The sequence below is a fragment of the Streptomyces sp. NPDC028289 genome (assembly GCF_055565975.1).
The window spans coordinates 222,498-248,555 of the sequence record NZ_JBVHTI010000008.1 but is presented as its reverse complement, the minus strand read 5'-3'; the positions used below and the strand labels follow the sequence as shown (position 1 = coordinate 248,555).

Sequence of the window (26,058 nt, the reverse complement as noted above, 5' to 3'; positions counted from 1 at the left end):
ATGCCCCTCTGCAACGCGCCTGGTTACCTACCCGCCGGTGCCACGGTCGGCGGCAACCTCGTCGCCAGGATCCTGGATATCCAGACCTTCACGGCTTCCGGAACCTGGAACAGGCCGACCGGCGCTGTGGCGGTCACCGTCCTGATGATGGGTGGTGGTGGCGGGTCCGGTCGTCGTGGCGCTGCAGGCTCTGTTCGGTGCGGCGGAGGCGGAGGTGCTGGCGGTAACTACTTCCACAAGACGTTCCCGGCCAGCGTCTTGACGTCCTCGGTCAGCGTCACCATCGGCGCGGGCGGTACCGGCGGCGCGGCGGTCACCGCCAACGACACGAACGGAAGCGCCGGAGTCGCGGGCGGTGTCTCGAGGTTCGGTGCGTTCGCCCGTGTCGGAACGGCCGGTGCGGGGTCCGGCGGTACGACCTCCACGGGTACGGGTGGCGCGGCAGGTGTGGCCACCTCGGCGGGCGGCACCGGCGGCGCCGCCTCGACGACCGGCGGTGTCGGCAACACCGGTAACCCTGGCGTAGCGGGAGCTGCCGGCGGCGGATCTGGTGGCGGCATCACCAGTGCCGACGTCCCGGGCAACGGCGGTACCGGCGGCGGTAACCAGGCCAATCAGAACGGCAACGCGGGTGTCGTCGATACCACGAACCCCACCACCCCGACCAACCAAGCCGTGAACTCTGGTCTCCCGGGTGGAGGCGGCGGAGGTCGCGCCGCCTCCGTTGCGACTGCAGCTCAGGCTGGCGCCAACGGGGCTTCGTACGGAGCAGCCGGTGGTGGGGGAGGCGCGTCGCTGAACGGCAATAACTCCGGTGCCGGGGGCACCGGCGGCGACGGTATCGCGATCGTCATCTCGTACTTCTGAGGAGCGCCATGGCAGTTGAACGATGGGTCGTCGTGCCGAACGACCCGGGCAACAAGACGATTGTTGGCGGAGCGTATCTGTGGGACGGCGAGTCCGTGTGGGCTCCGCCGGTGTCTGGCGAGCTGCTACGCGAAGCGGACTCCCTTACGGCTGGGTACGCCTATCCGCCGCCCGAGGGAACGGAGGAATGACCGTGAACGAGTCGAGCGTCAGCCCGGACTTCCGCGCACAGTACGAGACGTCGCCTCATGCTCTTGCTCTCGGGGCTTCCCGCGCCTACCTCCGTGTCCTCACGGAGCACCAGGACGCTGCACTTGCCGGCGACCCTGTCGCCCGCCGTGCCATCGCCGAGGCAGGCTCACTGCTCGCTCTCGCAGCCCCTGGGCTGGCGGAGCAACTGCACGCCGACCCGGCAGCCCGGCAGGAGTTCTCTCGCCGGTCCATCGCCTGAAGGAGCACACGTGATCACCAATCAGGACATCGAGCAGGCCGAGGCCCGCGTGGCCGGGATGCGGGAGCGGGGCGACCGCTTGAAGATGGCCAACCGCGAGGAGACCGCCGACGCCATCCGGCTGGAGGTCGGACGCCTCACCGAGCTGAAGGAACGCAAGGCGGCGCAGGCCGAAGCACTCAAGGCCCGCAAGGCTGCCGAGCGTTCGCACCTACCGGAGCTGAAGAAGCTGAGCGGTGAACTGGCCGACTCTGCGGAGATGGTGGGTAGGGCGTGCCAGGATGCCGCCGAGGCGCTGTCTAGGCTGATCTCCGCAGTGCGTCGCCACAACGGCTCCATCGGCGCGGTGTACGCCCGTATGGAGGAGTTGGGCCTGCCCGCCGGGGACGAGGTGGTCGACCTCTATGACTCCGGCTACGGGAGTGCCGGCGTACTGCGGATCAGTGGCACCGCGTGGACGCCGCTCCCGGCGGACACTCTCACGATGTACGCCGTGACCCAGGTCATGGCGAACGCCTTCGGCCCCAAGCACCCCGAGGCGCGGGTGCGGGACGCCCGGGTTCACACCCTGCTGCGCTCGGGCTTCGACCCTCTCAAGGCCGCCTGATGCAGGAGAGCGGCCCGTCCGGGGGCCGCTCCTCCTGTACCTACCGATCGAGATGCCCGACGGGCTCGGTGTAGTCAGGACTTCGGCGGGTTCCCCTCTCGCCCCCACCGAGTGGCCCAGTACAGATCCCGTACCGGCACGTACTCCTGAAACGCCTTCATTGCCTCGGTCTGTGCGTCACGATGCGCCTTCGTCAGGACCGGAGGCTCTTCTCCAGGAGCAAGCGGCTTGGGGTCCCCCATCGCCTCATGCAACACCTGATAGGCCTTGCTCATCCGGTTCAGCGCGGTCCTGTACCGGTCTTCCAGTTCCTCGAACGATTCGCTCATCCCCGCTCCCTTTCCGTGCGATTGGACGGCGTGGAGCGGGAATGTACGACCGTGGCCGGAGGTCGGCAAGCAGTAGTGAGACTGCGAAGGGGACGGTGCCGCACCGGCTTCCCGGTTCCACAGGACCTGTGTCGGCTGCTGGTTGGTCCGCGACTTCCCGAATCCGCCTGCACCGCCAGCATGTGCTGACAGGCTTCGTCGATGGTGCTGCGCAGCTATGGACGCGTCGATACGATCCGGACATTCATTTCAGGAGGGGGGACGTCATGGCGACGTTCAATGTTCGGCCGGACATCGATGCGGCTGCTGCGAAGCTGAGCAGCACCTTGGGGTCGAAGCGAGAGATCCAGAGGCTGCCCGAGGTGCTGTGGGAGGGCGAGACGGTCGAGATGCTCGCGACCGGGCAGTACGGCGGGGGCGCCGGTCTGGTCGCGATGACCAACCTGCGGCTGATCTTCTACAAGAACGGGATCATGTCGCAGAAGGTCGAGGACTTCCCGTACGGCAAGGTGTCCTCGGTGCAGTGGCAGGGCGGCATCATGATGGGCACGCTCACGGTGTACACCTCGGGCAACCGGGCGGACATCAAGAACATGCCCAAGGACCAGGGCAAGGCACTGGCCGACGATCTCCGCCGCCACATCGCACAGGGCACAGCCCCCGGCGCACCGGCCGCGGCCCCGGCAGTATCCCCGGCCCCGGCGGCCGGCCAGGATGTGGCGAGCCGTCTGGCGACGCTCGACCAGCTGCGCGGCCAAGGGCTCGTCTCCGAGCAGGAGTACGCGCAGCGCCGCGCGCAGATCCTCGACAGCCTGTAGACCGGCGCTGCGGCGTCGAAGCCTCGGGCTAGCGGTGCTCCGGGGCTTTGCGCAGGCGGAGGGAGACGAACCGATGCCAGACGAGACGCTGGCCAAGCGTTGGAAGCTCGCGCTCGACCACCCCGGCAAGTCCGCGTCAGCGTGCACGGTGGGTGCGGCCAGCGAGGACCAAGCGTCGTTCGACCTGATGTCCGCGGAGATGTCCATCGGCAACGATCACCTGGACACTGTGGTGAAGGGGATTAACGAGATCACCGGGAACTAGCCAGCGTCTGATGCAATGCCAGACGCAACCGAGACCAGCACGGCCCGCTGACAGGGGCTGCTGGCCTCCCGAGGCACCATGTACTGTCCTGCTGAAACAGTCGCTGATCAGGTACGACGTGAGAATCAGAGGACAGCATGAGTCAGTGCACGGTCACGACGAAGAAGGGAACCCGCTGCCGCCACCCGCTCATGGTCTGGCACGGCATCGGCCCGCACCCGGAAGTCTGCGCGCGCCACGCCACCCCTGAGCAAAAGGCCGCATCCGCAGCGGCCCTGGACATTCCCGTCAACATCGCCACCGCGGACCCCGCCACGGTGTTTCCCATGGTGTCGATCACGCCGCAACGAGTTTTCAGCGACAGTCCGATCGGTTGGGTCGCCAAGATCCGAGGAACGAACAAGAAGTACGTGTACGCGCGCACCTTCCTCGACCGCAGCGGCCCCCCTTATGGATGGGCGCTCGCCGGAAACGGCCTCTACGAGTGTCGGGAGATCGGAGCACAAGGAAAGTTCTCTGGCTTCTTCGTCGTCAAGGGCGCCTTCCGTCGCAAGGTGGAGTTGGTGTCCCCGGAGACGGCCGCCCGACTCGCCCACAAGATGGGGCCGCAGCCCGCTGAAACGTGAGTCGTCAGCGCACCTGGCCGGATCGAGAGGGCCCCGCCCACGACACGCTGAGAAAAGTTGGGGCAGTCTCCTGTCCAGGCGCCCTGTGCTGGCCTATGGGACGAGAGCAAGCTTAACTAGGAAGGCAGAGATCATGGTCAAGGAGCCCGACGGCGTCACCTTCTGCAAGGACTGCGGCCTCCCCGTAAGCCTCGGCGCTGCGAACGCGAGTGGCGAGAGCGTCGCCCCTCGCCACATCACCGTGCCGGGCCAGCCGACGGAGTGTCCCGAGCAGAAGTAGGCAGTCGCGAAAGGCCCCCGCCTCGGCAAGGCGGGGGCCGTGTGACTTCGGGCTGGGCAGGTACGGCGAGGCCGCCATAGGGCAGGGTTTCCGCCCTATAGGGATGCCTACGAAACCCGAAACTTCCCAGCTCAGGCCCGATATCGAGGGCGAAACCAGCTTCGGGCCGGGGTGAAACCTCAACCCCTCCCCGAAACCGGCTGGAGGGGCCCTACTCAACGTCCTCGGTGTCCGGGAGGTCGGTGTAGCGGAGGCCCTTGGCGCCACCGCAGCACTCCCTGATGGTGATCTGCTTGGTGGAGATCTTGAAGGGCTTCAGGGCGGCGCTGAGTGCGGTAGACGAGGCGACGGTGTCCAGATCCGTCCACGGTCCGTACAGGTCGTGCCGAAGGCGGGCGAGGGCTTCGACGAGGCGGTGGGAGTGGACCGTCTCGACTCCGTCCGGCCACACGGCGCGCAGGTGATCGACGACCGTCTCGACGTCCAGTGTCTCGATCTGCTGGCCGACGGACTGCCCGGACAGGGTGCCGGTCGCCGTACGCAGCGCGAGGGCGCGCTTGGCGATGTCCTCGGCCTCGGTCTGCTTGATGAACGCGGCGCGCACGGTGATGCCTTCGCGGCCACGGGCGAGGATGCCGGTGCCCTGCTCGTCGACGCTGATGTCTGTGGCGCGCAGGCCCCGCTCATAGGCGCTGGTGCCCAGGACGTTGTTGTTGGCCCGCCAGTCCATGACCGCCAGGCACAGGCGGGTGCCGACCGACGAAGAGACCGAGGTGGGCAGGGACGGTGCGTCGGGGTTCTGGGTGAGCAGGATGAGGATGATCCCGTAGGCGCGGGCCTTCTTGATGAGGCGGGTGGCCAGGGCGGCGGCTTCCTCCTTGTACTCGGCGTGGGTGAACAGTTCCTGCACCTCGTCGATGACGATGACACGCGGTCCGAGGTTCTGCTCGGGGTACTTCTCGGCGAGCGCGCGGGTGACCTTGCGGCCTTCGGGGACCTCGGAAGCGGGCAGGGAGCGGATGAACGCGGCGCGCCGCTGGTACTCGGCGATCCCCGAGCGCATCCCGTTGAGCGCGGCCTCCAGGTCTTCGTCTTCGTCGCCAGATACGTAGCAGTGGCAGATGGGCTTGACGGAGTCGAGGTCTCCGGACCCCTTGAGCTCGTAGATCCAGAGTTCCGCGGTGAGGTCGAGGGCGACGCCGAGGACGATCGCCAAGGCGCACGAGGTCTTACCGGAGCCGGGGATGCCTCCGACCAGCAGGTTGGAGTACATCAGGGTGATGGTGATGAGGTTGCCGCGAGGGTCGAACCCAAAGGGCAGCGGCTCGTACACGTCAGCCTGGCCGGACTTCATGAGCGGCCACAGCTTGCGGCCCGTCTTCGCCGGGTCCCGCTGGGCAACCCACAGGACGAGGCGGCCGGGGTGGGCGGTGCGGTCGGCTTCGGGCCACACCGTGCTGATGGGGCGGCGCATGGCGGCGGCGAGCGCGGCCCGCTTCTCCAGGACGGCGGTGGCCTCGACGCCGGGCGGGAGGTCGATCTCGGCGCGCCAGCCGGGGCCGTCGCGCATGACCTCGGAGACGAACTCCACACCCTTGCGGCCCTTCTTGCCCTCGATACCGATCGCGGCGAGCGCGTCGAACACCTCGGTGGAGTCGAGGCGGCGCATCACGTTCTTGGCGACGTAGCGGGTGACCAGGGGCTTGTCGCCGCCCTTCTTCCCGTTCAGCCCGGCGAGTGCTGCGGCGGCGACGGCTGCCGTGAGGGTCCAGCCGGGCACCAGGAACGCGGCGGTCAGGGTGGTGATGCTGGTGGTGGCGGCGACGGCCAGGGAGGCGATGCGCCTGGGCCGGACCCGGCGGGAGTGCTCCCGGGACAGGGCCATCCACGCCTCGATGTCCGCCATGGCGGCGGCCTTGGCCTCGACGGGCCGGGCTTCGGTGTCGGCGACCCACTTTCCCCAGCGGACGATCAGCCGGCCAGCACCGCGGGGGGAGCGCAGCAGCAGGCGGGCGAGGTAGGCGGGCGCCCTGACGGTGTGGAAGGCGCTGACGTGGGCGTAGTAGGAGACGGTCCAGCGGGTGGCGTCCTTGAAGGTGTCCCAGCGGCGGAAGGCGGCGGGTACGACGGGCGGGGCGTCGGCAAGGTAGGCCTTCCGTTCGGCGAGCCAGCTACCAGGTTCAGGAGCCGGGCTGGGCGGGTCGACAGGCTGTGGCTCGGCGTCGTGGATGACGTCGATGACCGTCTCGGTGAGGGTGTCCGTGGACATGCCGGGCGGCGGGGTCTTGTGGAGCTGGGTCACGTTCTCGGTCATGCTGAGGGCTCCCTGCCTCTTGCTGGGGGTTGGGAGGCCCGGGTCGGCCGACGTCCGGCCAAGGTGACGGCCGACCCGGGGTGTAGCTACATGCGGGTCTTCTTACGACGGCGGGCGCCGTCCTCGATCCGCTCGATGCGGCGCTGCAAATCGCTGATGTCGACGTTGCCGGTGCCGTCGTCGGCCAGGCCGCGCTTCGCCATCCGCGCCGTGAGGGCGCCGATACGGAGCTGTTCGCCCACCGTGAAGTCGGAGAAGCTCAGGTCGTCGTCGGCCATCAGCGGCGGCGACCGGAGGGGCCGAGGGCCCTGATGAGGGCGCTGACCTTGTCGGTGACGTCGGTGACCCGGCCGGACTCCAATTCGTCAGCCCGGTCCTCCAACTGCTTGGCCCGCTGCTCGTTGCCGTGGGCGCGGGCCCAGACGGCGGCCTCCCGGTTGGCGTCGGCCTGGCGGCGCATCCGGTCGGTGATCTCGGCCATGTGGTTCCTCTCGGGTGGCGGGCCGGGCTGTCCGGCCCCTCCGCACCTGCACGGTCATGGAGGCCGTGCAGGACAGGAGGGCCGGACGTCAGCGGCCCGCGAGGTGGTCGCGCCACATCGAGCGCAGCACCAGGACGCAGATGGTCAGGGCGACGACGGCGATGGCCAGCACCACCAAGGCGATGGACAGGCCGATGAGGATGGCGATGATGACCGCGCCGACGATCGCCAGGGCGACGACGCCGAGGCAGCCGAGCCCGACGTACGTACCGACCGGGTACGCCTTGATCGGGGGCAGAGGTACCGGCGCCGGGGTGGTCGGCCACGGGTAGATCGGCTGGCCGGTGCTGGTCATACCGATCGGCCGGAGGCGGTCACGCGACGGCGTGTAGTCGGGGGTGTTCATGACCGCTTCCCCTCGACGATCTCGCGCCGCAGTTCGGCCGCTTCACGGCGAGACAGGTCGAACTCCGAACGCAGGCGATCGATGGTCACCTTCCGTCCGGTCGCGGTGACCACTTCCCGGTTCAGCTTGAGTGCCCTTTTCCGCAGCTCAGCGGGGGTGAGGGTGACCACCTCGGTGACCACCCTCCGGGGGGTGGCGGCGGGGAGGGAAGTGGTCACCTTGCTGGTCGTCTGAGTGGCAGTGACGTCGGCCCAGGCGAACGGCAGCGGGTCGGGCAGAGCGGACGGCGGAGTGACCACCTGCGCGGGCCTGCGCGGCGCTTCGGGCGTGGTCACCTCGGACTCGCTCCGGGCGAGGGCATGGGTACGCCACAGCGCCACGGGGACGAGCAGCGAGACGACCACCACGAGACGGAAGGTGACCGTGATGACGCCCGCCTCCAGGGCGTGTGCCGCGACCTGCGCGGCGCACATCAGCCCGAGCGACAGGGTGACGTCGAGTGCGCGGAACCATCGCAGGGCGGCGACCACGTACGCGTCGATGGCGACGGGCAGCATGGCGGCGATGACCGGGTGCGCGCCGAGGGTACGGGCGAGGTCGTATTCGGCGGTGGCGGTGAAGGCGATCCCGGCGGCGAGGGACAGTCTGCGCAGCCACGTGCGCGTGAGGTCGTGATCCTGGTCGGTCACTGGTCGCCGCCTTCGACGGTGAGGATCAGCATGGCGACGACGACCTCCAGTCGGCCGACGAGACGACACAGGTCCTGCGCGCTGAGTTCGGTGTAGTCGAGCCCATCCGTCTCGACGAGCAGCTGACGGGCAATGGCGACGTGGCGGCGGGCGGTCTCGTCGAGTTCCTGGCGCGGGGTGGGTACGTTTTCCATGGGTCTGGCTCCTTGATCAGAAGGGTCTGGATCAAGGCCCAGGCTGGTGATGGGTTCACCAGTCCGGGGCCGCCGCCGTCTCACGCTTGTCTCACGGACTGTGCGAGGGTCGACGGACTCGGAGCCCCTGACCTGGACGTTCTCACCCTGTGTAGACGGTGACGGAGCACCGCGGACGGTGGGTAAACTCCGTACACGTGACTTCAGCCGCGCCCGCCAAGCCCCGCATTCCGAACGTCCTCGCCGGACGCTACGCCTCCGCCGAGCTCGCCACGCTCTGGTCGCCCGAGCAGAAGGTGAAGCTGGAGCGGCAGCTCTGGCTCGCCGTGCTGCGGGCCCAGAAGGACCTCGGGATCGAGGTGCCGGACGCCGCGATCGCCGACTACGAGCGGGTTCTCGACACCGTCGACCTGGCCTCCATCGCCGAGCGCGAGAAGGTCACCCGGCACGACGTGAAGGCGCGGATCGAGGAGTTCAACGCCCTCGCCGGGCACGAGCACGTGCACAAGGGCATGACGTCCCGGGACCTGACGGAGAACGTCGAGCAGCTCCAGATCCGGCTCTCGCTCGAGCTGATGCGGGACCGTACGACGGCCGTCCTGGCCCGCCTGGGCAGGCTGGCCGGCGAGTACGCCGAGCTGGTCATGGCCGGCCGCTCGCACAACGTGGCCGCACAGGCCACCACCCTCGGCAAGCGTTTCGCGACCGCCGCCGACGAGCTGCTGGTGGCGTACGGCCGCGTCGAGGAGCTCCTCGGCCGTTACCCGCTGCGCGGCATCAAGGGCCCGGTGGGCACGGCCCAGGACATGCTGGACCTGCTGGGCGGCGACGCGGCCAAGCTGGCCGAGCTGGAGGACCGGATCGCGGGGCACCTCGGCTTCTCGCAGGCGTTCACATCGGTCGGCCAGGTGTACCCGCGCTCGCTGGACTACGAGGTCGTGACCGCGCTCGTCCAGCTGGCCGCCGCCCCGTCCTCCCTCGCCAAGACGATCCGGCTGATGGCCGGGCACGAGCTGGTCACCGAGGGCTTCAAGCCCGGCCAGGTCGGGTCCTCGGCGATGCCGCACAAGATGAACACGCGGTCCTGCGAGCGCGTCAACGGCCTCATGGTCATCCTGCGGGGCTACGCCTCGATGACCGGCGAGCTGGCGGGCGACCAGTGGAACGAGGGCGACGTGTCCTGCTCGGTGGTGCGCCGGGTGGCCCTGCCGGACGCCTTCTTCGCGCTCGACGGTCTGCTGGAGACGTTCCTGACGGTCCTCGACGAGTTCGGCGCCTTCCCGGCCGTCATCGCCCGGGAACTGGACCGCTACCTCCCCTTCCTGGCCACCACCAAGGTGCTGATGGGCGCGGTGCGCGCGGGTGTCGGCCGTGAGGTCGCCCACGAGGCGATCAAGGAGAACGCCGTCGCCACCGCGCTCGCGATGCGTGAGCAGGGTGCCGAGCGCAACGACCTGCTCGACAAGCTCACCGCCGACGAACGGCTGCCGCTGGACCGTGGGCAGCTCGCCGCCCTGATGGCCGACAAGCTGTCCTTCACGGGCGCGGCCGCCGCCCAGGTCGGTGTCGTCGTCGGCCGGATCGAGGAGATCGTCAAGCAGCACCCCGAGGCCGCCGGATACACCCCCGGAGCGATCCTCTGACCGGCCGTTCCCCCCGCTTCACCGCGGCGGAACTGGAGGCCGCCCGCGACCGTCTCGTCCCCGACGTGCTCGCGGACGGCCTCCACGTCCTGTTCTGCGGGATCAACCCCGGCCTGATGACGGCGGCCACCGGTCACCACTTCGCCCGACCCGGCAACCGCTTCTGGCCGGTCCTGCACCTGTCCGGCTTCACCCCGAGGCTGCTGAAGCCCGCGGAACAGGGCGAGTTGCTGTCGTACGGGCTGGGCATCACGAACGTGGTGGCGCGGGCGACCGCGCGGGCCGACGAGCTGACGGCCGAGGAGTACGCCGAGGGCGGGCGCCTGCTGACGGCCAAGGTGACGCGGGTCCGGCCGAGGTGGCTGGCGGTGGTGGGCGTCACGGCCTACCGGGCCGCCTTCGCCGACCGCGGGGCCCAAGTCGGTCCGCAGGAGCGGACGATCGGGGACACGCGCGTGTGGGTGCTGCCGAACCCCAGCGGGCTGAACGCGCACTGGACGGCGGCGACGATGGCGGAGGAGTTCGGGCGGCTGCGGGTGGCGGCGGAGGACTAAGGGCTGTCCCGTAATCCCTGGTGGATCAGCGCGCGGCGTCAGATGCGGTGCATCGCAAGGCGGAGGGTCGTCCTCATACTGGGCGTATTCGGGCGAGCCCGACAACGCTGCGAGGTGCCGTAGCTGTCGTCGTGCGCCCGCCGGGGATTACGGGACAGCCCTTAGCCTCAAGGCCGCGAAGTTACTCACCGGGGCGCCGGTCGGCTTACCGGTAGCCACGCCGACGGCGAGCGCGCCGGCCGAGCCGCCCTGGCCGAGCCGACGACGCCGGTGGCGTGTGCGGTGACGGATGGTGAAGAGGTACGGGTCGTACCTCTTCACCATCCGTCACCCGAGTCCGCCTTCGGTCAGACCGCGTGCGTCTCGCTGCCGTCGAGCAGGCCGCGGCCGCCAGGGGCTGTGCTGAGGGCCGTGCCCTCGTCGATGATCTCGTTGCGCTCGTTGACGAAGACGACCCTGGGCTCGACCTTCGCCGCGTCGGCGGCCGGTACCGCCGCGTAGGCGATGATGATCACGAGGTCGCCGTTCTGGACGAGGCGGGCCGCGGCGCCGTTGACGCCGATGATGCCGCTGCCCCGGGGGCCCTCGATCACGTAGGTCTCGAACCGGCTGCCGTTGTTGATGTCCACGAGGTGGATCAGCTCGCCGGGGAGCAGGTCGGCGGCGTCCATGAGGTCGGCGTCGAGGGTCAGGGATCCGACGTAGTTCAGATCGCACTGGGTGATCGTGGCCCGGTGGATCTTCGACTTGAGCATGGTTCGGAACATGGCTGTCGCCTTTCGGGGTGGGCGCCTTCTGCTGTCGCGGCTTTCCCGCGGCTCGCCGGGCGAGCGCACGAGAAATTCGATACCGGCCGTGGGAATCGGCCCGTGCATGACCGACGTGAGCCCGTTCCAGAGGATCCTGGGCGGCGGTGAACGAGCATTCCAGCAGAAATTCAGTTTCGGTAGAGGCGGATTTCCGTGACAACTCCGGGAAGATCTCCACCTGGCCGAGCAAGCACCCTCACGCCCTTTTGTCGCTGGTCAGGGTGTCTCCCACCGGCTCCTCGGGTGCCGTATGTCGCCCACTCACTTTCATGCCGTGCAGGTTGATGAGCGGGGGCGGGGCTGGAGCCGGCGTCCGTATCGCGGTCACAGTGAGGAAGCGTCGAGGGCACGGAAATGGCCTCGGTCGCAATACCGCGGAATCGCGGAATCACCGCATCGCAGAATCACGGAATCCCGAATGATTCGGCCTTGAAGGGAGCAGAGGGTGACGGTGGAAATCACGACACAGGAGGCCCAGGAGATCGCCGGGAAGATCGCCGTGGTCTTCCAGGAGGTGCTGGGCGCGACGGAGGTGCCCGACACCGGCAGTGGGTTCCTGGACATCGGTGGTGACTCGCTGACGGCCGCCCGCGCGGTGTCCCTCATCAGCTCGCGGCTGGGTGTGCGGATCACGGTCCGCGACCTGTTCCGGGAGCGGAACGCCGACGCGCTCGCCCTCGTGGCGGTGCGCCGCCTGGCTTCGTAGCGCCCCGGGCGGTCGGCCGCTCCGGCTCGACCAGCCCGTTCTGCAACGCGGACCCGCCCGGCCGATCCGGTACGGCGGGCTCCGGGCCGGCCCGTGACGATGCCGGTCGTCCGATCGTACGTCCGCAATGACTTTTCGAGAGGTGAGGACATGGTGGCTCAGACGTATCGCGTGGTGGTGAACGGCGAGGAGCAGTATTCGATCTGGCCCGAGGGACGGGACCTGCCCGACGGGTGGTTCGACGAGGGCACCTCCGGCACCAAGGAGGACTGCCTCGACCACGTCGAGCGGGTCTGGACCGACATGCGGCCGCTCAGCCTCCGCCAGGCGCGGTGACCGAACTGCCATGACGACGTGGACCGGAGAAGCCGCCGGGGTGGAAGAGCCGGCTGCGATGAAGAGGGAACTGACCGCCGAGAAGCGTGAGTTGCTCAAGCAGCGGCTGCTCGGGAGGTCTCGAACCGCTGCGGCGCCCGTGGGTGCCCCGAGCGCCGTACCGCGCCGTCCTGGCACCGAGGGCGCCCCGTTGGCGCCCGTCCAGCACAACCTGTGGGTCGCGGACCGCCTGTTGTCCGACAACTCCACCTTCAGCGTCCACCGCGTCCTGCGCCTGACCGGGGCGCTGGACCGCGACGCGGTCCGCCGGGCGCTTGACGCCCTGGTGGAGCGGCACGAGACGCTGCGCATGGTGTTCCGGGACGACAGCCCGCCCCGTCAGGTCCCGCTGCCGCCCGCCCCGGCCGCGCTGCGCACGGTCGACCTGTCGCATCTTCCCCCGGTCGCGCGGTCGGCGGCGGCCGTGCGGGTGGCCGAGGAGGAGATCGCGGGGCCCTTCGACCTGGAACGCGGCCCCGTCTTCCGGGCCGTCCTGGTCACCTGCGACGACAGCACTCACGTCCTGGTGCTGAACATGCACCACTGCGTCGCCGACGAATGGTCGTGCGGTGTGCTGGGCCGCGAGTTCGGCGCCCTGTACGCGGCGTCCGCGCGGGGGGTCACCGACCTCGCGAAGGTGTTGCCGGAGCTTCCGGTGTCGTACCGGGACTACGCGCACTGGCAGTCGGAGCGGCTCTCCGGTGACCTGCTGGAGCGGCAGCTCGCCTACTGGCGTGCGGCGCTGGACGGGGTGCCGCCGGTCCTGGAACTGCCCACCGACCATGTGCGTCCCCCCACCCCGTCGTTCTGGGGGCACGGCGCCCGCCGGCTGCTGTCCCCCGAGGTCAGTGCGGCGCTGCGGGACTTCGCCCGGCGGCACAACGTCACCCTCTTCACCGCCCTGCTGTCGGTCTTCGCGGGCTATCTGCACCGCTGGAGCGGTGGACAGGACCGCTTCTCGGTGCTGACGCCGGTCTCGGGCCGGGTCGTCGGTGACACCGAACCGCTCATCGGCATGATGGCGAACACCCTGCCGCTGGCCGTGGACGTCAGCGACGACCCCGGCTTCGCCACGCTGGTGCGGCGCATGAACGCGGTGGTTCTCGGGGCCCTGGAACACCAGGACGTCACCTTCGAGCAGTTGGTCGCGGACTCCGGGCATCCCCGGGACGCCTCCCGCAATCCGCTGTCGCAGGTCATGTACCAGTGCATCGAGTCGCGTGAGCACGTGTGGGACCTGCCCGGTGTCACGGTCGAGCGCGAGCGCATCGGCATGGCGTCCGCGAAGGTGGACCTGTCGTTGGTCGCGGCGAACCTCGACGAGGGGGTCCGGCTCGACCTGGTGGGTGAGAGCACGCTGTTCGAGCCGGCGACGGTGGAACGGATGCTGGACTCGCTGGTCGAGGTGCTGAGCCGCGCGGTGGCCGCGCCCGACACCACCGTCGGCCAGGTGGAGCTGCTCGCCGACGATGAGCTCGCCCGTGTGGTCGAGGACTCCCTGGGCTCCGGAGCCGCGACGCCCGACGGCACCGTGCTGGACCTCTTCGCGGCCGTCGCCGCCGCCACGCCCGACGCCACCGCGGTCACCGCGGGCGGAACCCGCCTCACCTACCGGGAACTGGACGAGCTGTCGGACCGTACCGCTGCACGGCTCCGCGCGGCCGTGCCGGGACCCGGCGCGCTGGTGGGGATCCATCTGCCCCGCTCCGAGCGGCTGGTGGCCACGCTGCTCGGGGTGTGGAAGGCCGGCTGCGCCTTCCTGCCCCTGCCTCTGGATCACCCCGAGGAACGCCTGCGGACCATGGTGGAGGACGCGGGGGCCACGCTCGTGGTCACCGAACCGGGGCGGGGCGCGCTGTTCGGCGCGGTTCCGTCGCTGCACGTCGGCCCCGGCTCCGAGGACCTCGCCACCGGCACCGTGCCCGCGCCGCGGGACCACGACGCGCCGCGCGCCGACGACCTCGCCTATCTGATGTACACCTCGGGCTCCACCGGCCGCCCCAAGGCCGTGGCGATCGAGCACCGGGGGCTCGTCAACTTCCTCCGCGGCACCGCGCGTCGGCTCGATGCCGGCGCGGACGACGTGTGGCTCGGCCTGACCGGCATCGGGTTCGACATCGCGCTGGTCGAGATGTTCCTGCCGCTCACCACCGGCGGCCGGGTGGTCCTGGCTCCGGAGGGGGCCGCGCAGGACGGTGACGCCGCGGTCGCCACGGCCCGGGAGCACGGGATCACCCATGTGCAGGCGACCCCGTCGGGCTGGCGGGTCCTGCTCGCCTCGACCCAGCGGCTGCCGCGGCTGGCGGTCGCCATGACCGGCGGTGAGTCGCTGCCGCCCGCGCTCGCCGCGGAACTCCGCCTGGCGGCCGGACGCGTCCTCAACTGCTACGGGCCCACCGAGTCCACGGTGTGGGCCACGTACGACGACGTCACCGACCCGGCCGCGGACATCACCGTCGGCACCGGCGTCGACCAGGTCGCCGTCCATGTCCTCGACGCCGCGATGCGCCCGGTGCCCGTCGGCGTCCCGGGTGAGCTGTACGTGGGCGGGCCCGGGGTCGGACGCGGTTACCACGCGCGGCCGGGGCTGACGGCGGGCGCCTTCGTGCCGGACCCGTTCGGACCGCCCGGGGCGCGCCTGTACCGCTCGGGCGACGTGGGCGCGCGACGCCCCGACGGCCGTATCCGCTTCTTCGGCCGCGACGACCACCAGGTCAAGATCCGCGGCCACCGCATCGAACTCGGCGAGATCGAGGCCCGGTTGACCGCGCACCCGGACGTGGCGCACGCCGTGGTCGTGGTGGACCGCAGTCCCGCCGGGGACCGGCTCGTCGGTTACGTCGTCGGGGACGTCACGGAGGACGCGCTGAAGCGCCACCTCACGGCCGCCCTGCCCGTGGCGATGGTGCCCGCCGTCTTCGTGCCGCTGGAGAGCCTGCCGCTGTCGCCGAACGGCAAGGTCGACCGCCGTCGTCTGCCCGCCCCGCGCAACGAGGCTCCCGCGGAGCGCAGGCCGCCCGCCGCCGGGGCCGAGCGGGTCCTGGCCGGCATCTGGAGCCGGCTGCTCGACGTCCCGTCGGTGGCGGCGCAGGACAACTTCTTCACCCTGGGCGGCGACTCGGTGACCGCCGTGTTCCTCGTGTCGCGGGCCCGGGAGGCGGGGTACGTGTTCACCGCGCGCCAGGTCTTCGCCCATCAGACCCTGTCCGAACTGGCGGCCGTCGCCGTCGCGTCGGACGACGGGGCGGCGGCCGGCGGCGTGGACCCGGGCGACTTCCCGCTGGCCGGTCTCGACCGGGAGGGACTGGAGCGGGTCCTGTCCGGGCTCTCCGCCGAGGACGTCCAGGACATCTATCCCTGCACCCCGCTCCAGGCGGGCATGCTGTTCCACAGCCTCCACGACGGCGGCGGGGACTCCTACTTCACCCAGTACCGCTGGGAGATCGAGGGCGACCTCGACCAGGACGGCCTGATCGCCGCCTGGCAGCACGTCCTGGACCGGCACGACGCGCTGCGCTGCTCCTTCCGCTGGGAGGGCCTGGAGCGCCCGCTCCAGATCGTGCACCGCCAGGTGCGGGCCGACTTCACCGTCCTGGACTGGTCCCAGCTCCCGGCGGACGAGATCCCGGGGCGCCTGGAGGCACTGCTCGCCGAGGAACGCGACGCGGGTTTCGACCTGTTCCGGGTTCCGCCCCAGCGGTTCCATCTCATCCGCACCGGACCCGACCGCCACCACCTCGTGTGGCACAACCATCACATCCTGGCCGACGGCTGGAGCGTCGGTCCGCTTCTCAACGAGGTCTTCGCGACCGCCACCGCGCGCCGCACGGCGGGGCGCCCCGCACGCGAGCTGCCCGCACCGGTGTCCCATCGCGCCTACGTGGAGTGGCTGGCGGAACAGGACCCGCGTGCCGTCGAGCGGTACTGGCGCGACGCCCTGGCCGGTTTCGTCGAGCCCACCTCGCTCCCGGTGGTGCGACCGGCGTCCCCGGACACACCCGCCGGAGCGGCCCGCACGGTCGAACTCCCCCTGACCCCGGAGCTGACGGAGGCGCTGTCGCGGCTCGCCCGTGAGCGGGGGTGCACCCTCGGGACCGTGTTCCAGGGTGCCTGGGCCCTGCTGTTGGGCCGCTGGAGCCGGAGCCGTGACGTGCTCTTCGGACTGACCGTCTCCGGGCGTTCGGTCGACCTTCCGCAGGTGGAGCAGATCGTGGGGCTGCTCTCCAACACCCTTCCGGTGCGCGTGCGCTGGGAGGACGACGACCGGCTCGACGACTGGCTGGGCCGCCTGGCCGGGCAGTCGGCCGGGCTGCGCGACGTCGAGCACACCGCGCTGACCGACATCCACGACTGGTCGGACGTGCCGGGCGACAAGAAGCTGTTCGACAGCATCCTGGTCCTGCAGAACCTGGCGGTGGCCGAGCGCGCCGATATGGGCGGGCTGTCGCTGCGCATGGGCCCCGTGCACCAGAGCAGCGGCTATCCGCTGATGCTGACCATCCGTACCGGCCCGGCGGGGGCCGTCCTCCAGCTCCTCCACGACGACCTCCGGGTCGACTCCGGTGACGCGGAGCGTCTGCTGGCGTCGTTCGGCCGCCTGCTCGACGCCTTCGTGGAGCGACCGGGCACCCGGGTCGGCGAGTTGGCGATCCTTCCGGACGCCGCCCACGACACCGTCGTACGCCGCTGGAACGACACCACGCACGCGTTCCCCGCCGCCACGACCGTGCCCGCGATGATCGAGGAGCAGCGCACGCGCACGCCGCACGCGGCGGCGGTGGTGTACGACGCGCGGGAGTGGACGTACACCCGCCTGGACGAGGAGGCCACGCGGCTGGCGCGGCGACTGCGGGCCGCCGGGGTACGGCCGGGTGACCGGGTGGGCCTGCGGCTGGACCGCTCGGCGACGATGATCGCCGCGGTGCTCGCGGTGTGGCGGGCCGGCGGCGCCTACGTCCCGCTGGACCCCGAGTACCCCGACGCCCGGGCCGCCTTCGTGCTGTCGGACTCCGGGGTACGGGTCCTCCTCGCGAGCGAGGAACCCCCCGCGCCGTCCGTCCCGGACGGGGTGACCGTCGTCCGCGTCGGTACCGCTGACGACCCGGCACATCCGGAGCCCTCGTCCGCGGAAGCGGCGGGGAGCACCGGCGACGGTCCCGGCCGCGACGACGTGGCCTACGTCCTGTACACCTCCGGCTCCACCGGCCGTCCCAAGGGCGTCGAGGTCACCCATGCGGCGCTGGCCCACCTGACGGCCGCCATGACGCACGTGCTGGAGCCCACCGGCCCGCAGACGTGGCTGGGACTGACCGCCCTGTCCTTCGACATCTCCACCGTGGAGATGTTCGTGCCGCTCACCACGGGCGGCCGGGTCGTGGTGGTCCCGGAGGAGGGACGCTGGGACGCCGCCGCCCAGCGGGCCCTGATCCACACGCACCGGGTCAGCCATGTGCAGGCCACCCCGTCCGGGTGGCGGCTGCTGCTGGCCGCCGGGTTCGGCGCGGCGGACGGCGTCGAGGTCGGCCTCGTCGGCGGCGAGGCGCTGCCGCACGCCCTGGCCGGCGAGCTGCGTACGGGCCTGCCCCGGCTGGTCAACGTCTACGGCCCGACCGAGGCCACCGTCTGGTCCACCTGGGACGACGTCGACCCCGCCCAGGACGAGGTGACCATCGGGCTCCCCCTGCCCAACACCTCCGCCCACGTCCTCGACGAGGCCATGCGCCCGGTGCCGATCGGCGTGCCGGGCGAGCTCTACCTCGGGGGCGCGGGCGTGGCCCGCGGATATCTGGGGCGCGCCGGGCTGACCGCGCGGCAGTTCGTGCCCGACCCGTTCGGCGCCCCCGGCACCCGGCTGTACCGCACCGGTGACCTGGCCGCGCGGCGGGCGGACGGCCGTATCCGCTTCCTGGGCCGGGACGACCACCAGGTCAAGATCCGCGGCCACCGCATCGAACTGGGCGAGATCGAGGAGGCGTTGACCCGCCACCCGGACGTGCGGCTGGCCGCCGTCACCGTCCACCGGGACGCGGCGGGCGAGGAGTTCCTCGTCGGCCATGTCGCCGGCGACGCGCCCGACCCCGCCGAGGTTCGGACGTTCCTGCGGGGCGAGGTGTCCCGGGCGATGGTGCCCGACCGGCTCGTCGTCCTGGAGAGGATGCCGCTCAGCCCGGCGGGCAAGATCGACCGTGCCGCGCTTCCCGCCCCGGAGGCGGCCCCGGAGGCCCCGTCCGCGCGGACCGCGCCCCGCGGACCCGTCGAACGGGCCCTCGCCGACATCTGGGCCCGGGTGCTGGGCACCGGCGACATCGGGGTGGACGACGACTTCTTCGCACTGGGCGGCAACTCCCTCAAGGCGGTCACGGTCTCGGCACTCGCCCGGGAGGCTGGACTCACCGTCACCACCCGGCAGATCTTCGCCCACCCCACGGTGGCGGAACTCGCGGCCCTCGGCGGCGAGGCACCGGCTTCGACGCCGCCCGCGGAGACCCGGCCGTTCGCGTTCACCGGGCTCGACGCCGAGACCCTGGACGGGCTCCTGCACACCGTGGGCAGGGAGGGCACCGAGGACGTGCTGCCCCTGTCGCCCCTGCAGACCGGGCTGTTCCTCGACACGCTGGCGGAGACCGGCGACTACGTGCGTGTGTTCGCCGTCGACATCGAGGGCGACTTCGACCAGGCCGCCTTCGAGGACGCCTGGGCCCATCTGGTCGACCGCCACGCGATCCTGCGGTCCACCTTCCACTGGGCCCACCTGCCCCGCCCGGTCCAGGTCGTCCGCGGCGCCGCGCCGCCGCGCTTCCGCTACGCCGACCTCACCGCTCTCCCGGAGGACCGGCGTGCCGGGCGGCTCGCCGAGCTGATCGCGGCGGAGGAGAAGACCGTCTTCGACCTCGGCGCCGCTCCGCCCTCCCGCTTGCTGCTGGTCCGGGTCGCCGAGGGCCGGCACCGCTTCGTGTGGACCACCCACCATGTCGTCTTCGACGGCTGGAGCCTGCACGCCCTGCTCTCCGAGGCGTTCGCCGTCTACCGCAGCCGTCACGAGACGGGCCGGCTGCCCGTCCTCGCGGACCCGCCGCCGTACCGGGAGTACCTGCGCCGGGTCGCCGAGCACGACACCCCCGAGGAGGCCGAGCGCGAGAGCGCCCACTGGCGGTCCCGCCTGGCGGGTTTCACCCGGCCCACTCCCCTGCCCGGCAGCCGTCCCACCGGGGCCGCCACGGGGCTGTGGCACGCCCGGCGCACCCTGCCGGCGGCGCTCTGCGACGAGCTGGAGCGGGCCGCCCGCCACCACCACGTCACCGTCGGCACCCTGGTCCACACCGCGTGGTCCCTGCTGCTGAGCCGGACGAGCGGGGAGCGGGACGTCGTCTTCGGCACGACCGTCTCCGGCCGCTTCGGCGACGTGGAGGGGATCGAGCGGATGGTGGGTCTGCTGATGAACACCCTGCCGCTGCGCGTCGACGTGGACCCCGGGGCACCCCTCACCGAGCTGCTGCGCGACGTCCAGCAGCGGGTCACCGAGGTCGCGGGGCGCGCCCATGTCGCGCTGCCGGCCGTGCAGCGGGCGAGCGAGGTGGCGCCGGGACGGCGGCTGTTCGACAGCCTGCTCGTCTACACCGACACCGGCCCCGGCGGTCTGCCGCAGGGCGTCGTCCCGGTCGCCGAGGGCGAGGCCCGCGACACCGGCTACCCGCTGGTCCTGGAGGCCACCCGCGCCGACCGGCTGACCCTCAGCCTGAGCTGCGAGAGGTCCCACTACGACGAGGTCACCGCCGACCGGCTGCTCGCCCAGGTCGTGCAGCTGCTGACCGGCCTCACCGAAGACAGCCCCGGCCCGGACGAGCAGGACGGCCCCGGCGTCGCCGAGGGACCGACGCTGGTCGCCGAGGTCCCGATGCTGTCGGCGGAGGAGCGCGAGCGGATCGTCCACACCTGGAACGACACCGCCGTCCCCTTCCCGGACGACCGCACCCTGCACTCCCTGGTCGCGGCGCAGACCGCCGACACCCCGGACGCCGTCGCCGTCAGGCTCGGCTCCGACACCTGGACCTACGCCGAACTCGGGGCGCGGGCCGACCGGGTGGCCGCACGGCTGTACCGGGAGGGTGTCCGTCCCGGCGACCTGGTCGCCCTGTGCACCGAACGCTCCTTCGAGCACGTGGTGGGCCTGCTCGGCATCCTGAAGGCGGGTGCCGCCTTCGTGCCCGTCGACCCCGACCACCCCGCCCGGCGCCAGGCGTACCTGCTCGCCGACTCCGGGGCCCGGGTGGTGCTCACCCAGACCCGGCTGCTCCCGGCACTGCCCGAGGACACGGCCGCCCTCGTCCTGGCGCTGGACGACCCCACGGCCTGGCCGGAGGAACCCGGTTCCGGTCCCCGGCCGGACGCGCTGCCCGCCGATCTGTGCTCGCTGTACTACACCTCGGGATCGACCGGCGCGCCCAAGGCGGTGGCCTCGCACCACGCGGGCTGGGTCAACCGCATGACGTGGATGCAGCGCCGGCACGGGCTGCGGCCCGGCGAGGGCGTCCTGCACAAGACCACCCTCGGTTTCGACGACGCGGCGGTGGAGATCCTGTGGCCGCTGATCACCGGGGGCCAGGTCGTGCTGCTGCCGCCGGGGGCGCACCGTGACGCCCACGCGATCGCCGAGTCCGTCGCCCGGCACGACGTGGTGCACGTGCAGTTCGTGCCCAGTGTGCTGGAGGTGTTCCTGGACATCCTCACCCCGGAGCGGGCCCGGTCGATGTCCCGGCTGCGATCCGTCCTCACCAGTGGTGAGGCACTGCGACCCGCCCTGGTGCGCCGGTTCCTGGAGGTGTTCGGGGAGCGGGTGAGCCTCGACAACACCTGGGGTGCCACCGAGGTGTCCATCGACTCGACCTGCCGTGTGTGCACCGCCGAGGACGCCGTCCCCGACACGGGCGCGGTGGCCCTGGGACTGCCCATCGACAACAACACCGTCCACGTCCTCGACGCGGCGATGGAACCCCTGCCGACCGGCGCCACCGGCGAACTCTTCATCGGCGGCCCCGGGCTGGCCCGCGGCTACCACGGCCGGTTCCGGCTGACCGCCGAACGGTTCGTGCCGGACCCCTTCGGGCCGCCCGGCTCCCGGCTCTACCGCACCGGCGACCTGGGACGCCGACGGGCCGACGGCGTCCTGGAGTTCGCCGGCCGCGCCGACCACCAGGTCAAGCTGGGCGGAGTGCGCGTCGAACTCGGCGAGATCGAGGACGCGTTGCGCCGGGCGCCGGGCGTCCGGGACGCGGTCGCCGACGTACGGACCGTGGCCGGTTCCAAAACGCTCGTCGGGTACACCGTCGGCGGCGACGACCCGGACCGTACGCTCGCCGCCCTGCGCGCGGAGCTGCCCGACGTCATGGTGCCGAGGTTCCTCGTCGCCGTGGACTCCGTCCCGCTCAACGCCAACGGCAAGGTGGAGCGGGCCGCCCTGCCCGATCCGGACCCCGCCGCCCGCGAGGTGGCACCGGAGTCCCAGGTGGCTCCGCGCACCGCGACCGAGGAGGCCGTCGCCCGGATCTGGTGCCGGGTCCTCGGGGTGCCGCGCGTCGGGGTGCACGACAACTTCCGCGCGCTGGGCGGGGATTCCATCCTGCTGATCCACACCGTCGCCAAGGCGCGTGAGGCGGGCCTGTCCATCACCCCGAAGATGGTCTTCGAGCACCCGACGGTCGCCTCCCTCGCCGCGGCCTCGGACGAGGCGGCCGCCCAGGGCCGCTCCACCAGCGTCCACGCCGAGCAGGTCCCGGTCACCGGCGAGGTCCCCTTCGGACCGATCCAGCACCAGTACGCCGCCGTCGGGCCCCGCGACCGCTTCAACCAGAGCCGGCTCCTGCACGCCGCTCCGGAGATCGGCCCCGACGTCCTGCGGGCCGCGCTGCGGACCCTGATCGACCACCACGACGCGCTCCGGCTGCGCTGGAGCCGCGGGGAGGACCGCTGGCACCAGGACCTGGCGCCGGCGGGCGGCCACGACGACCCGCTCACGGTCGTGGACACCCCACACGAGGCCGACGCCGCGGTGGAGGCCGCGCACAGCGGACTCGACCTGGCCAGGGGGCCGTTGCTGCGTGCCGTGCTGCTGCGGCACACCGGGCAGCTCCTGCTGGTGGTCCACCACGTGGCCGTCGACACCGTGTCCTGGCACATCCTGGTCGAGGACCTCGCCACCCTGTGCGCCGGGGGTGAACTGCCCGCCAAGACGACCTCCGTCCAGCACTGGGCGCGGCGGCTGGGCGAGCACGCGCACAGCGCGGAGTTCGCACCCGAGGCCGCCTACTGGGCGCTGCCGCGTCCGTCCGTCACGCCGCTGCCCGCGGACCGGGAGGCCGGTGACAACACCGAGGGCCGGGCCCGCTCCACGAGCGTCGTCCTCGCGGCCGGGGCCACGGCGGGCCTGCTGCGCCAGGCCGCCGCGCGGCGCGGCGCCGAGCCGGAGCACCTGATGCTGGCGGCACTGGCCCGCACGCTCACCGAGGCCACCGGCGGTGACACCTGCGCGATCGACGTGGAACGGCACGGCCGTGAGCCGCTGTTCGACGACGTCGACCTCACCCGCACGGTCGGCTGGTTCACCAGTGTGCAGCCGCTGCTGCTCACCCGGCCGGAGTCCGGCGCCATGGACGCCTGGATCGACGTGGTCGCCGAGCACACCCGCACGCCCGCCGGGCGCGGCATCGGCCATGGACTCGCCCGGTACCTGCGCGGGGACGACGGCACCGCACCGGCGGCACAGCTCTCGTTCAACTACCACGGCCGCCGGGACACCGCTCCCGCCGGGGACGCGCCGCTGCGGCCCCTTCCCCGGTCGCTCGGCGAGCACGTCGACCCGGAGCAGCGGCGCTCCCACCTCGTGGAGATCGAAGCGGCGGTCCTCGACGGCGAGCTGCACCTCGAATGGCGTTACGCGGCCGACCACTTCGACGCCGGCACCGTACGCGAACTGGCCGAACGGCACCTGGAACACCTCACCGACCTGGCCGCCGCCCCGCCCGAGGAGACACGTGTGCCGGCGGAGCCTTTCGTGCGGCGGCTGTTCGCGGGGGCTCCGGCCCCGAGGCTGCCGATGCTGCGGCACCGGGTACCGGGCGTGGCGATCGCCCTGATCGACGACGGTGACCTGCGCGGGGCCTGGGGCTTCGGGGTCCTCGGGGCCGACGACCCGGTCGAGGTCGACGAGCGCACCGTCTTCCAGGTCGGCTCGATCAGCAAGCACGTCACCGCGCTGGGCGTGATGGCCCTGGTCCAGGACGGGCGGCTCGATCTCGACACCGACGTCAACCGGATGCTCACCTCCTGGCGGCTGCCCGGTGACGGGGTCACCCTGCGCCATCTGCTCACCCACACCGCGGGACTCGGCGCGCAGTCCTACGACGGCTACCGCGCGGGCCTGCCGATGCCCAGCCCGGCGCAGGTCCTCGCCGGCGGTCCGCCCTCGCTGACCCCGCCGGTCAGGCCCGTGGGCCCGCCCGGATCGCCGTACCTGTACTCGAGCAGCAACTTCACCGTGGTGCAGCAGGTGCTCCAGGACGTCACGGGGCAGGAGTTCGCGCCGCTGATGCGCGCGCTCGTCCTGGACCCGCTGGGCATGCGGGACAGCGACTTCGCGCCGCGCGTGCCGGATCTGCCCGGCACCACGCTGGCCCGCAACCACCAGGCGTCGGGCGCGCCCTACCCGGAGGGCTGGCACCTGTACCCGGAGTCCGCCGCGGGCGGCCTGTGGTCCACCCCCAGGGACCTGGCCCGGGTCGCCGTCGAGATCCAGCGGGCGGTCACCGGTGGCCCGGCGGTCCTGCTGGGTGCGGAGGCGGCGGCCGAGATGCTGCGCCCCCACCCCGGCACCCCGGGGGGCCTGGGCACCGCGGGCAAGCCGTACGGCGGCCGCCGGTGGTTCGGACACACCGGGGGCGTCCCCGGCTTCCGTTCGCTGACCTGGGCCGACCCGGACCGCGGTCTGGGCCTCGTCGTCACCGCCAACTCCGACGCCGGTGAGGACTTCCTTCGAGAACTGCTGCACGACCTCGGGGTCGGATTGGAGGACGCACGATGGTGACGATCGACGCCGCGTTCCGCCGGTGGGCGGTGCGCGACCCGGACGCCGTGGCGCTGCGCGCGCCCGGCACCCGGATGACCTACGGCGAGCTGGACCGGGCCGCGACCCGGATCGCCCGCGGTCTGCTCCGGCTCGGGGTGCGGCCCGGGGAGCTGGTCGGGGTGGCCGCCACCCCGTCACCGGGCTTCGTGGTGTCGGCCCTGGCGGTGCTCCGCGCGGGCTGCGCCTATCTGCCGATGGACCTGACGTACCCGCAGGAGCGGCTGACGCACATGCGCCGGGACAGCGGCATCCGCGTCCTGGTGTCCTCCGGCGACGGCGGCGACCTGCCGCCCGCCCTCGCGGACTGCGTGATCCTCGACCCGGCCGCCGACTCCGGTGACGACGGCGACGACCCCTTCGCGCCCGGTGCGGCGGAGCTGTCCGCGCCCACGGACCTGGCGTACGCGATGTACACCTCGGGATCGACCGGCCTGCCCAAGGCGGTGCTGGTCGAGCAGCGCAACGTCACCGCCTTCGCGCTGCGGCAGGACTTCGCGGCGCTCGGGCCCGGCCGGACCATGCTCCAGAGCAGTTCGTTCTCCTTCGACGCGTCGGTGCTGGAGATCTGGGGGGTGCTGCTGCGCGGCGCCTGCCTGGCCTTCCCGCCGGACGGCCTGCTGACCTCCGCGGAGCTGGGCGAGGTGCTGGCCCGCGAGGAGGTGACCGACCTGTGGCTGTCGTCGGGCCTCTTCCACCGGATCGCCGACGACGTGCCCGAGGCGCTGGCGCCGCTGCGCACCGTGATCACCGGCGGTGACGTGGTGTCCCCGGCCCGGGTGCGGCGGGTGCTGGAGACCAACCCCGGGCTGACGGTGGCGCACATCTACGGGCCGACCGAGACCACCGTGGCCATCTGCCGCCGGCTGCTCACCCACCCGGACCAGGTGGAGTCCCCGCTGCCACTGGGCACCCCGATCCCCGGCGCGAGCCTGCACGTCATGGACGAGCGCGGACGCCCCCTCCCGGCGGGCGCGACCGGCGAGCTGTGGATCGCCGGGGAGACCGTCTCCCGCGGCTACCACGACCGCGCCGAGCTCACCGCGGAGCGTTACGTCACCGACCCCGAGACGGGACGGCGCGCGTACCGCAGCGGCGACCTCGGCCGCAAACGCCCCGACGGCACCGTGGAGTTCGTCGGCCGTGCCGACAGCCAGGTCAAGATCCGGGGCTTCCGCATCGAGCCCGGCGAGATCGAGGCGACGCTCGGCGAGGCACCCGAGGTGCGCTCCTGCCTGGTCACCGCACGCGTCGCGCCGCCCGGCGACAAACGTGTCGTCGCCTATGTCGTGCCGCGTGACACGGGGCCGCTGCGCGCCGCCGACGTGCACCGTTTCCTCGCCGGGCGGCTGCCGCGCCACATGCTGCCCTCCGAGTACGTGGCGCTGGACGCGCTGCCCCTGGACGCCAACGGCAAGGAGGACCGGCGCCGGCTGCCCGAGCCCGCCTGGGGGCGCGGCAGCCTCGCCGTGCTCGACGTCGTCCCCGTTCCCGCCGCCCCGGCCGCCCTGCCCGAGAGGATCTGATCG

At 71.9% G+C, this 26,058-nt stretch carries 21 protein-coding genes; 13 read left to right on the top strand and 8 right to left on the bottom strand.

Going from position 1 to position 26,058, the window contains the following annotated elements:
- From ACZ4UV_RS37645 to ACZ4UV_RS37635, 3 genes are all read left to right on the top strand, one after another.
- On the top strand, nucleotides 1–867 hold the full coding sequence (locus ACZ4UV_RS37645; protein ID WP_467844261.1) for a glycine-rich domain-containing protein: 867 nt from the start codon (nucleotides 1–3) through the stop codon (nucleotides 865–867).
- A gap of 193 nt (nucleotides 868–1,060) precedes the next feature.
- Nucleotides 1,061–1,318 (top strand): hypothetical protein, encoded by a 258-nt coding sequence (locus ACZ4UV_RS37640; RefSeq protein WP_467844258.1) that lies wholly within the window; start codon nucleotides 1,061–1,063, stop codon nucleotides 1,316–1,318.
- Between the two features lie 10 nt (nucleotides 1,319–1,328).
- Entirely contained in the window at nucleotides 1,329–1,925 is a 597-nt protein-coding gene (locus ACZ4UV_RS37635; protein ID WP_467844256.1) for a hypothetical protein, read from the top strand.
- 74 nt (nucleotides 1,926–1,999) lie between these two features.
- Here ACZ4UV_RS37635 and ACZ4UV_RS37630 read toward each other — a convergent pair whose 3' ends face one another.
- Nucleotides 2,000–2,254 carry a hypothetical protein gene (locus tag ACZ4UV_RS37630; RefSeq protein ID WP_467844253.1) on the bottom strand — a complete coding sequence of 85 codons (255 nt, stop codon included), beginning with the start codon at nucleotides 2,252–2,254 and terminating at the stop codon, nucleotides 2,000–2,002.
- A 266-nt stretch (nucleotides 2,255–2,520) separates the two neighbouring features.
- Between ACZ4UV_RS37630 and ACZ4UV_RS37625 the strand changes: the two genes are divergently transcribed.
- The 4 genes from ACZ4UV_RS37625 to ACZ4UV_RS37610 all read left to right on the top strand — a co-directional run bounded on the left by ACZ4UV_RS37625 (nucleotide 2,521) and on the right by ACZ4UV_RS37610 (nucleotide 4,243).
- A complete protein-coding gene (locus ACZ4UV_RS37625) occupies nucleotides 2,521–3,072 on the top strand; it encodes a PH domain-containing protein (RefSeq protein WP_390644440.1) in 552 nt (183 codons plus the stop codon).
- A 73-nt stretch (nucleotides 3,073–3,145) separates the two neighbouring features.
- Nucleotides 3,146–3,337, top strand: a complete 192-nt coding sequence (locus ACZ4UV_RS37620; protein ID WP_467844249.1) for a hypothetical protein — start codon at nucleotides 3,146–3,148, stop codon at nucleotides 3,335–3,337.
- A gap of 137 nt (nucleotides 3,338–3,474) precedes the next feature.
- Nucleotides 3,475–3,963, top strand: a complete 489-nt coding sequence (locus ACZ4UV_RS37615; protein WP_467844246.1) for a hypothetical protein — start codon at nucleotides 3,475–3,477, stop codon at nucleotides 3,961–3,963.
- A 133-nt stretch (nucleotides 3,964–4,096) separates the two neighbouring features.
- Nucleotides 4,097–4,243: a hypothetical protein gene (locus ACZ4UV_RS37610; RefSeq protein WP_467844244.1), complete on the top strand. Its 147-nt coding sequence runs from the start codon at nucleotides 4,097–4,099 to the stop codon at nucleotides 4,241–4,243.
- Between the two features lie 211 nt (nucleotides 4,244–4,454).
- Here the strand turns inward: ACZ4UV_RS37610 and ACZ4UV_RS37605 are convergent, their stop codons facing one another.
- The 6 genes from ACZ4UV_RS37605 to ACZ4UV_RS37580 form a co-directional block, all read right to left on the bottom strand.
- On the bottom strand, nucleotides 4,455–6,557 hold the full coding sequence (locus ACZ4UV_RS37605; protein ID WP_467844241.1) for an FtsK/SpoIIIE domain-containing protein: 2,103 nt from the start codon (nucleotides 6,555–6,557) through the stop codon (nucleotides 4,455–4,457).
- 86 nt (nucleotides 6,558–6,643) lie between these two features.
- Entirely contained in the window at nucleotides 6,644–6,835 is a 192-nt protein-coding gene (locus ACZ4UV_RS37600; protein WP_467844238.1) for a DUF6257 family protein, read from the bottom strand.
- Nucleotides 6,835–7,038: a hypothetical protein gene (locus ACZ4UV_RS37595; RefSeq protein ID WP_467844235.1), complete on the bottom strand. Its 204-nt coding sequence runs from the start codon at nucleotides 7,036–7,038 to the stop codon at nucleotides 6,835–6,837. The genes ACZ4UV_RS37600 and ACZ4UV_RS37595 overlap by 1 nt, the downstream gene beginning before the upstream one ends.
- 88 nt (nucleotides 7,039–7,126) lie before the next feature.
- A complete protein-coding gene (locus tag ACZ4UV_RS37590; protein WP_467844232.1) occupies nucleotides 7,127–7,444 on the bottom strand; it encodes a hypothetical protein in 318 nt (105 codons plus the stop codon).
- Nucleotides 7,441–8,133, bottom strand: coding sequence for a hypothetical protein (locus tag ACZ4UV_RS37585; protein WP_467844229.1), 693 nt, complete (start codon nucleotides 8,131–8,133; stop codon nucleotides 7,441–7,443). Before ACZ4UV_RS37585 ends, ACZ4UV_RS37590 begins: the two co-directional genes overlap by 4 nt.
- A complete protein-coding gene (locus ACZ4UV_RS37580) occupies nucleotides 8,130–8,327 on the bottom strand; it encodes a hypothetical protein (RefSeq protein WP_467844226.1) in 198 nt (65 codons plus the stop codon). Before ACZ4UV_RS37580 ends, ACZ4UV_RS37585 begins: the two co-directional genes overlap by 4 nt.
- 197 nt (nucleotides 8,328–8,524) lie before the next feature.
- Between ACZ4UV_RS37580 and purB the strand changes: the two genes are divergently transcribed.
- Nucleotides 8,525–9,970 carry an adenylosuccinate lyase gene (gene purB / locus ACZ4UV_RS37575; protein ID WP_467844223.1) on the top strand — a complete coding sequence of 482 codons (1,446 nt, stop codon included), beginning with the start codon at nucleotides 8,525–8,527 and terminating at the stop codon, nucleotides 9,968–9,970.
- Nucleotides 9,971–10,035: 65 nt separating this feature from the next.
- On the top strand, nucleotides 10,036–10,524 hold the full coding sequence (mug, locus tag ACZ4UV_RS37570) for a G/U mismatch-specific DNA glycosylase (RefSeq protein WP_390047199.1): 489 nt from the start codon (nucleotides 10,036–10,038) through the stop codon (nucleotides 10,522–10,524).
- Nucleotides 10,525–10,871: 347 nt separating this feature from the next.
- Here the strand turns inward: mug and panD are convergent, their stop codons facing one another.
- Entirely contained in the window at nucleotides 10,872–11,291 is a 420-nt protein-coding gene (gene panD / locus ACZ4UV_RS37565; RefSeq protein ID WP_451016139.1) for an aspartate 1-decarboxylase, read from the bottom strand.
- 487 nt (nucleotides 11,292–11,778) lie between these two features.
- Here panD and ACZ4UV_RS37560 point away from each other — a divergent pair, with 487 nt between their 5' ends.
- The 4 genes from ACZ4UV_RS37560 (at nucleotide 11,779) to ACZ4UV_RS37545 (ending at nucleotide 26,055) form a co-directional block, all read left to right on the top strand.
- Nucleotides 11,779–12,039 carry an acyl carrier protein gene (locus ACZ4UV_RS37560; RefSeq protein WP_350782523.1) on the top strand — a complete coding sequence of 87 codons (261 nt, stop codon included), beginning with the start codon at nucleotides 11,779–11,781 and terminating at the stop codon, nucleotides 12,037–12,039.
- Nucleotides 12,040–12,189: 150 nt separating this feature from the next.
- Nucleotides 12,190–12,375, top strand: coding sequence for an MbtH family protein (locus ACZ4UV_RS37555; protein ID WP_350782525.1), 186 nt, complete (start codon nucleotides 12,190–12,192; stop codon nucleotides 12,373–12,375).
- Between the two features lie 10 nt (nucleotides 12,376–12,385).
- The gene (locus ACZ4UV_RS37550; protein ID WP_467844217.1) at nucleotides 12,386–24,490 is read left to right on the top strand and encodes an amino acid adenylation domain-containing protein; all 12,105 of its coding nucleotides are present in this window, start codon (nucleotides 12,386–12,388) and stop codon (nucleotides 24,488–24,490) included.
- A complete protein-coding gene (locus ACZ4UV_RS37545) occupies nucleotides 24,484–26,055 on the top strand; it encodes an amino acid adenylation domain-containing protein (protein WP_467844214.1) in 1,572 nt (523 codons plus the stop codon). Before ACZ4UV_RS37550 ends, ACZ4UV_RS37545 begins: the two co-directional genes overlap by 7 nt.
- The last annotated feature ends 3 nt before the right edge of the window (nucleotides 26,056–26,058 follow it).

Coding starts and splice junctions, on each gene's coding strand:
- ACZ4UV_RS37645 (WP_467844261.1), top strand. CDS start 1: ATGCCCCTCTGCAACGCGCCTGGTTACCTACCCGCCGGTGCCACGGTC.
- ACZ4UV_RS37630 (WP_467844253.1), bottom strand. CDS start 2,254: ATGAGCGAATCGTTCGAGGAACTGGAAGACCGGTACAGGACCGCGCTG.
- ACZ4UV_RS37625 (WP_390644440.1), top strand. CDS start 2,521: ATGGCGACGTTCAATGTTCGGCCGGACATCGATGCGGCTGCTGCGAAG.
- ACZ4UV_RS37620 (WP_467844249.1), top strand. CDS start 3,146: ATGCCAGACGAGACGCTGGCCAAGCGTTGGAAGCTCGCGCTCGACCAC.
- ACZ4UV_RS37615 (WP_467844246.1), top strand. CDS start 3,475: ATGAGTCAGTGCACGGTCACGACGAAGAAGGGAACCCGCTGCCGCCAC.
- ACZ4UV_RS37610 (WP_467844244.1), top strand. CDS start 4,097: ATGGTCAAGGAGCCCGACGGCGTCACCTTCTGCAAGGACTGCGGCCTC.
- ACZ4UV_RS37605 (WP_467844241.1), bottom strand. CDS start 6,557: ATGACCGAGAACGTGACCCAGCTCCACAAGACCCCGCCGCCCGGCATG.
- ACZ4UV_RS37600 (WP_467844238.1), bottom strand. CDS start 6,835: ATGGCCGACGACGACCTGAGCTTCTCCGACTTCACGGTGGGCGAACAG.
- ACZ4UV_RS37595 (WP_467844235.1), bottom strand. CDS start 7,038: ATGGCCGAGATCACCGACCGGATGCGCCGCCAGGCCGACGCCAACCGG.
- ACZ4UV_RS37590 (WP_467844232.1), bottom strand. CDS start 7,444: ATGAACACCCCCGACTACACGCCGTCGCGTGACCGCCTCCGGCCGATC.
- ACZ4UV_RS37580 (WP_467844226.1), bottom strand. CDS start 8,327: ATGGAAAACGTACCCACCCCGCGCCAGGAACTCGACGAGACCGCCCGC.
- panD (WP_451016139.1), bottom strand. CDS start 11,291: ATGTTCCGAACCATGCTCAAGTCGAAGATCCACCGGGCCACGATCACC.
- ACZ4UV_RS37555 (WP_350782525.1), top strand. CDS start 12,190: ATGGTGGCTCAGACGTATCGCGTGGTGGTGAACGGCGAGGAGCAGTAT.
- ACZ4UV_RS37550 (WP_467844217.1), top strand. CDS start 12,386: ATGACGACGTGGACCGGAGAAGCCGCCGGGGTGGAAGAGCCGGCTGCG.
- ACZ4UV_RS37545 (WP_467844214.1), top strand. CDS start 24,484: ATGGTGACGATCGACGCCGCGTTCCGCCGGTGGGCGGTGCGCGACCCG.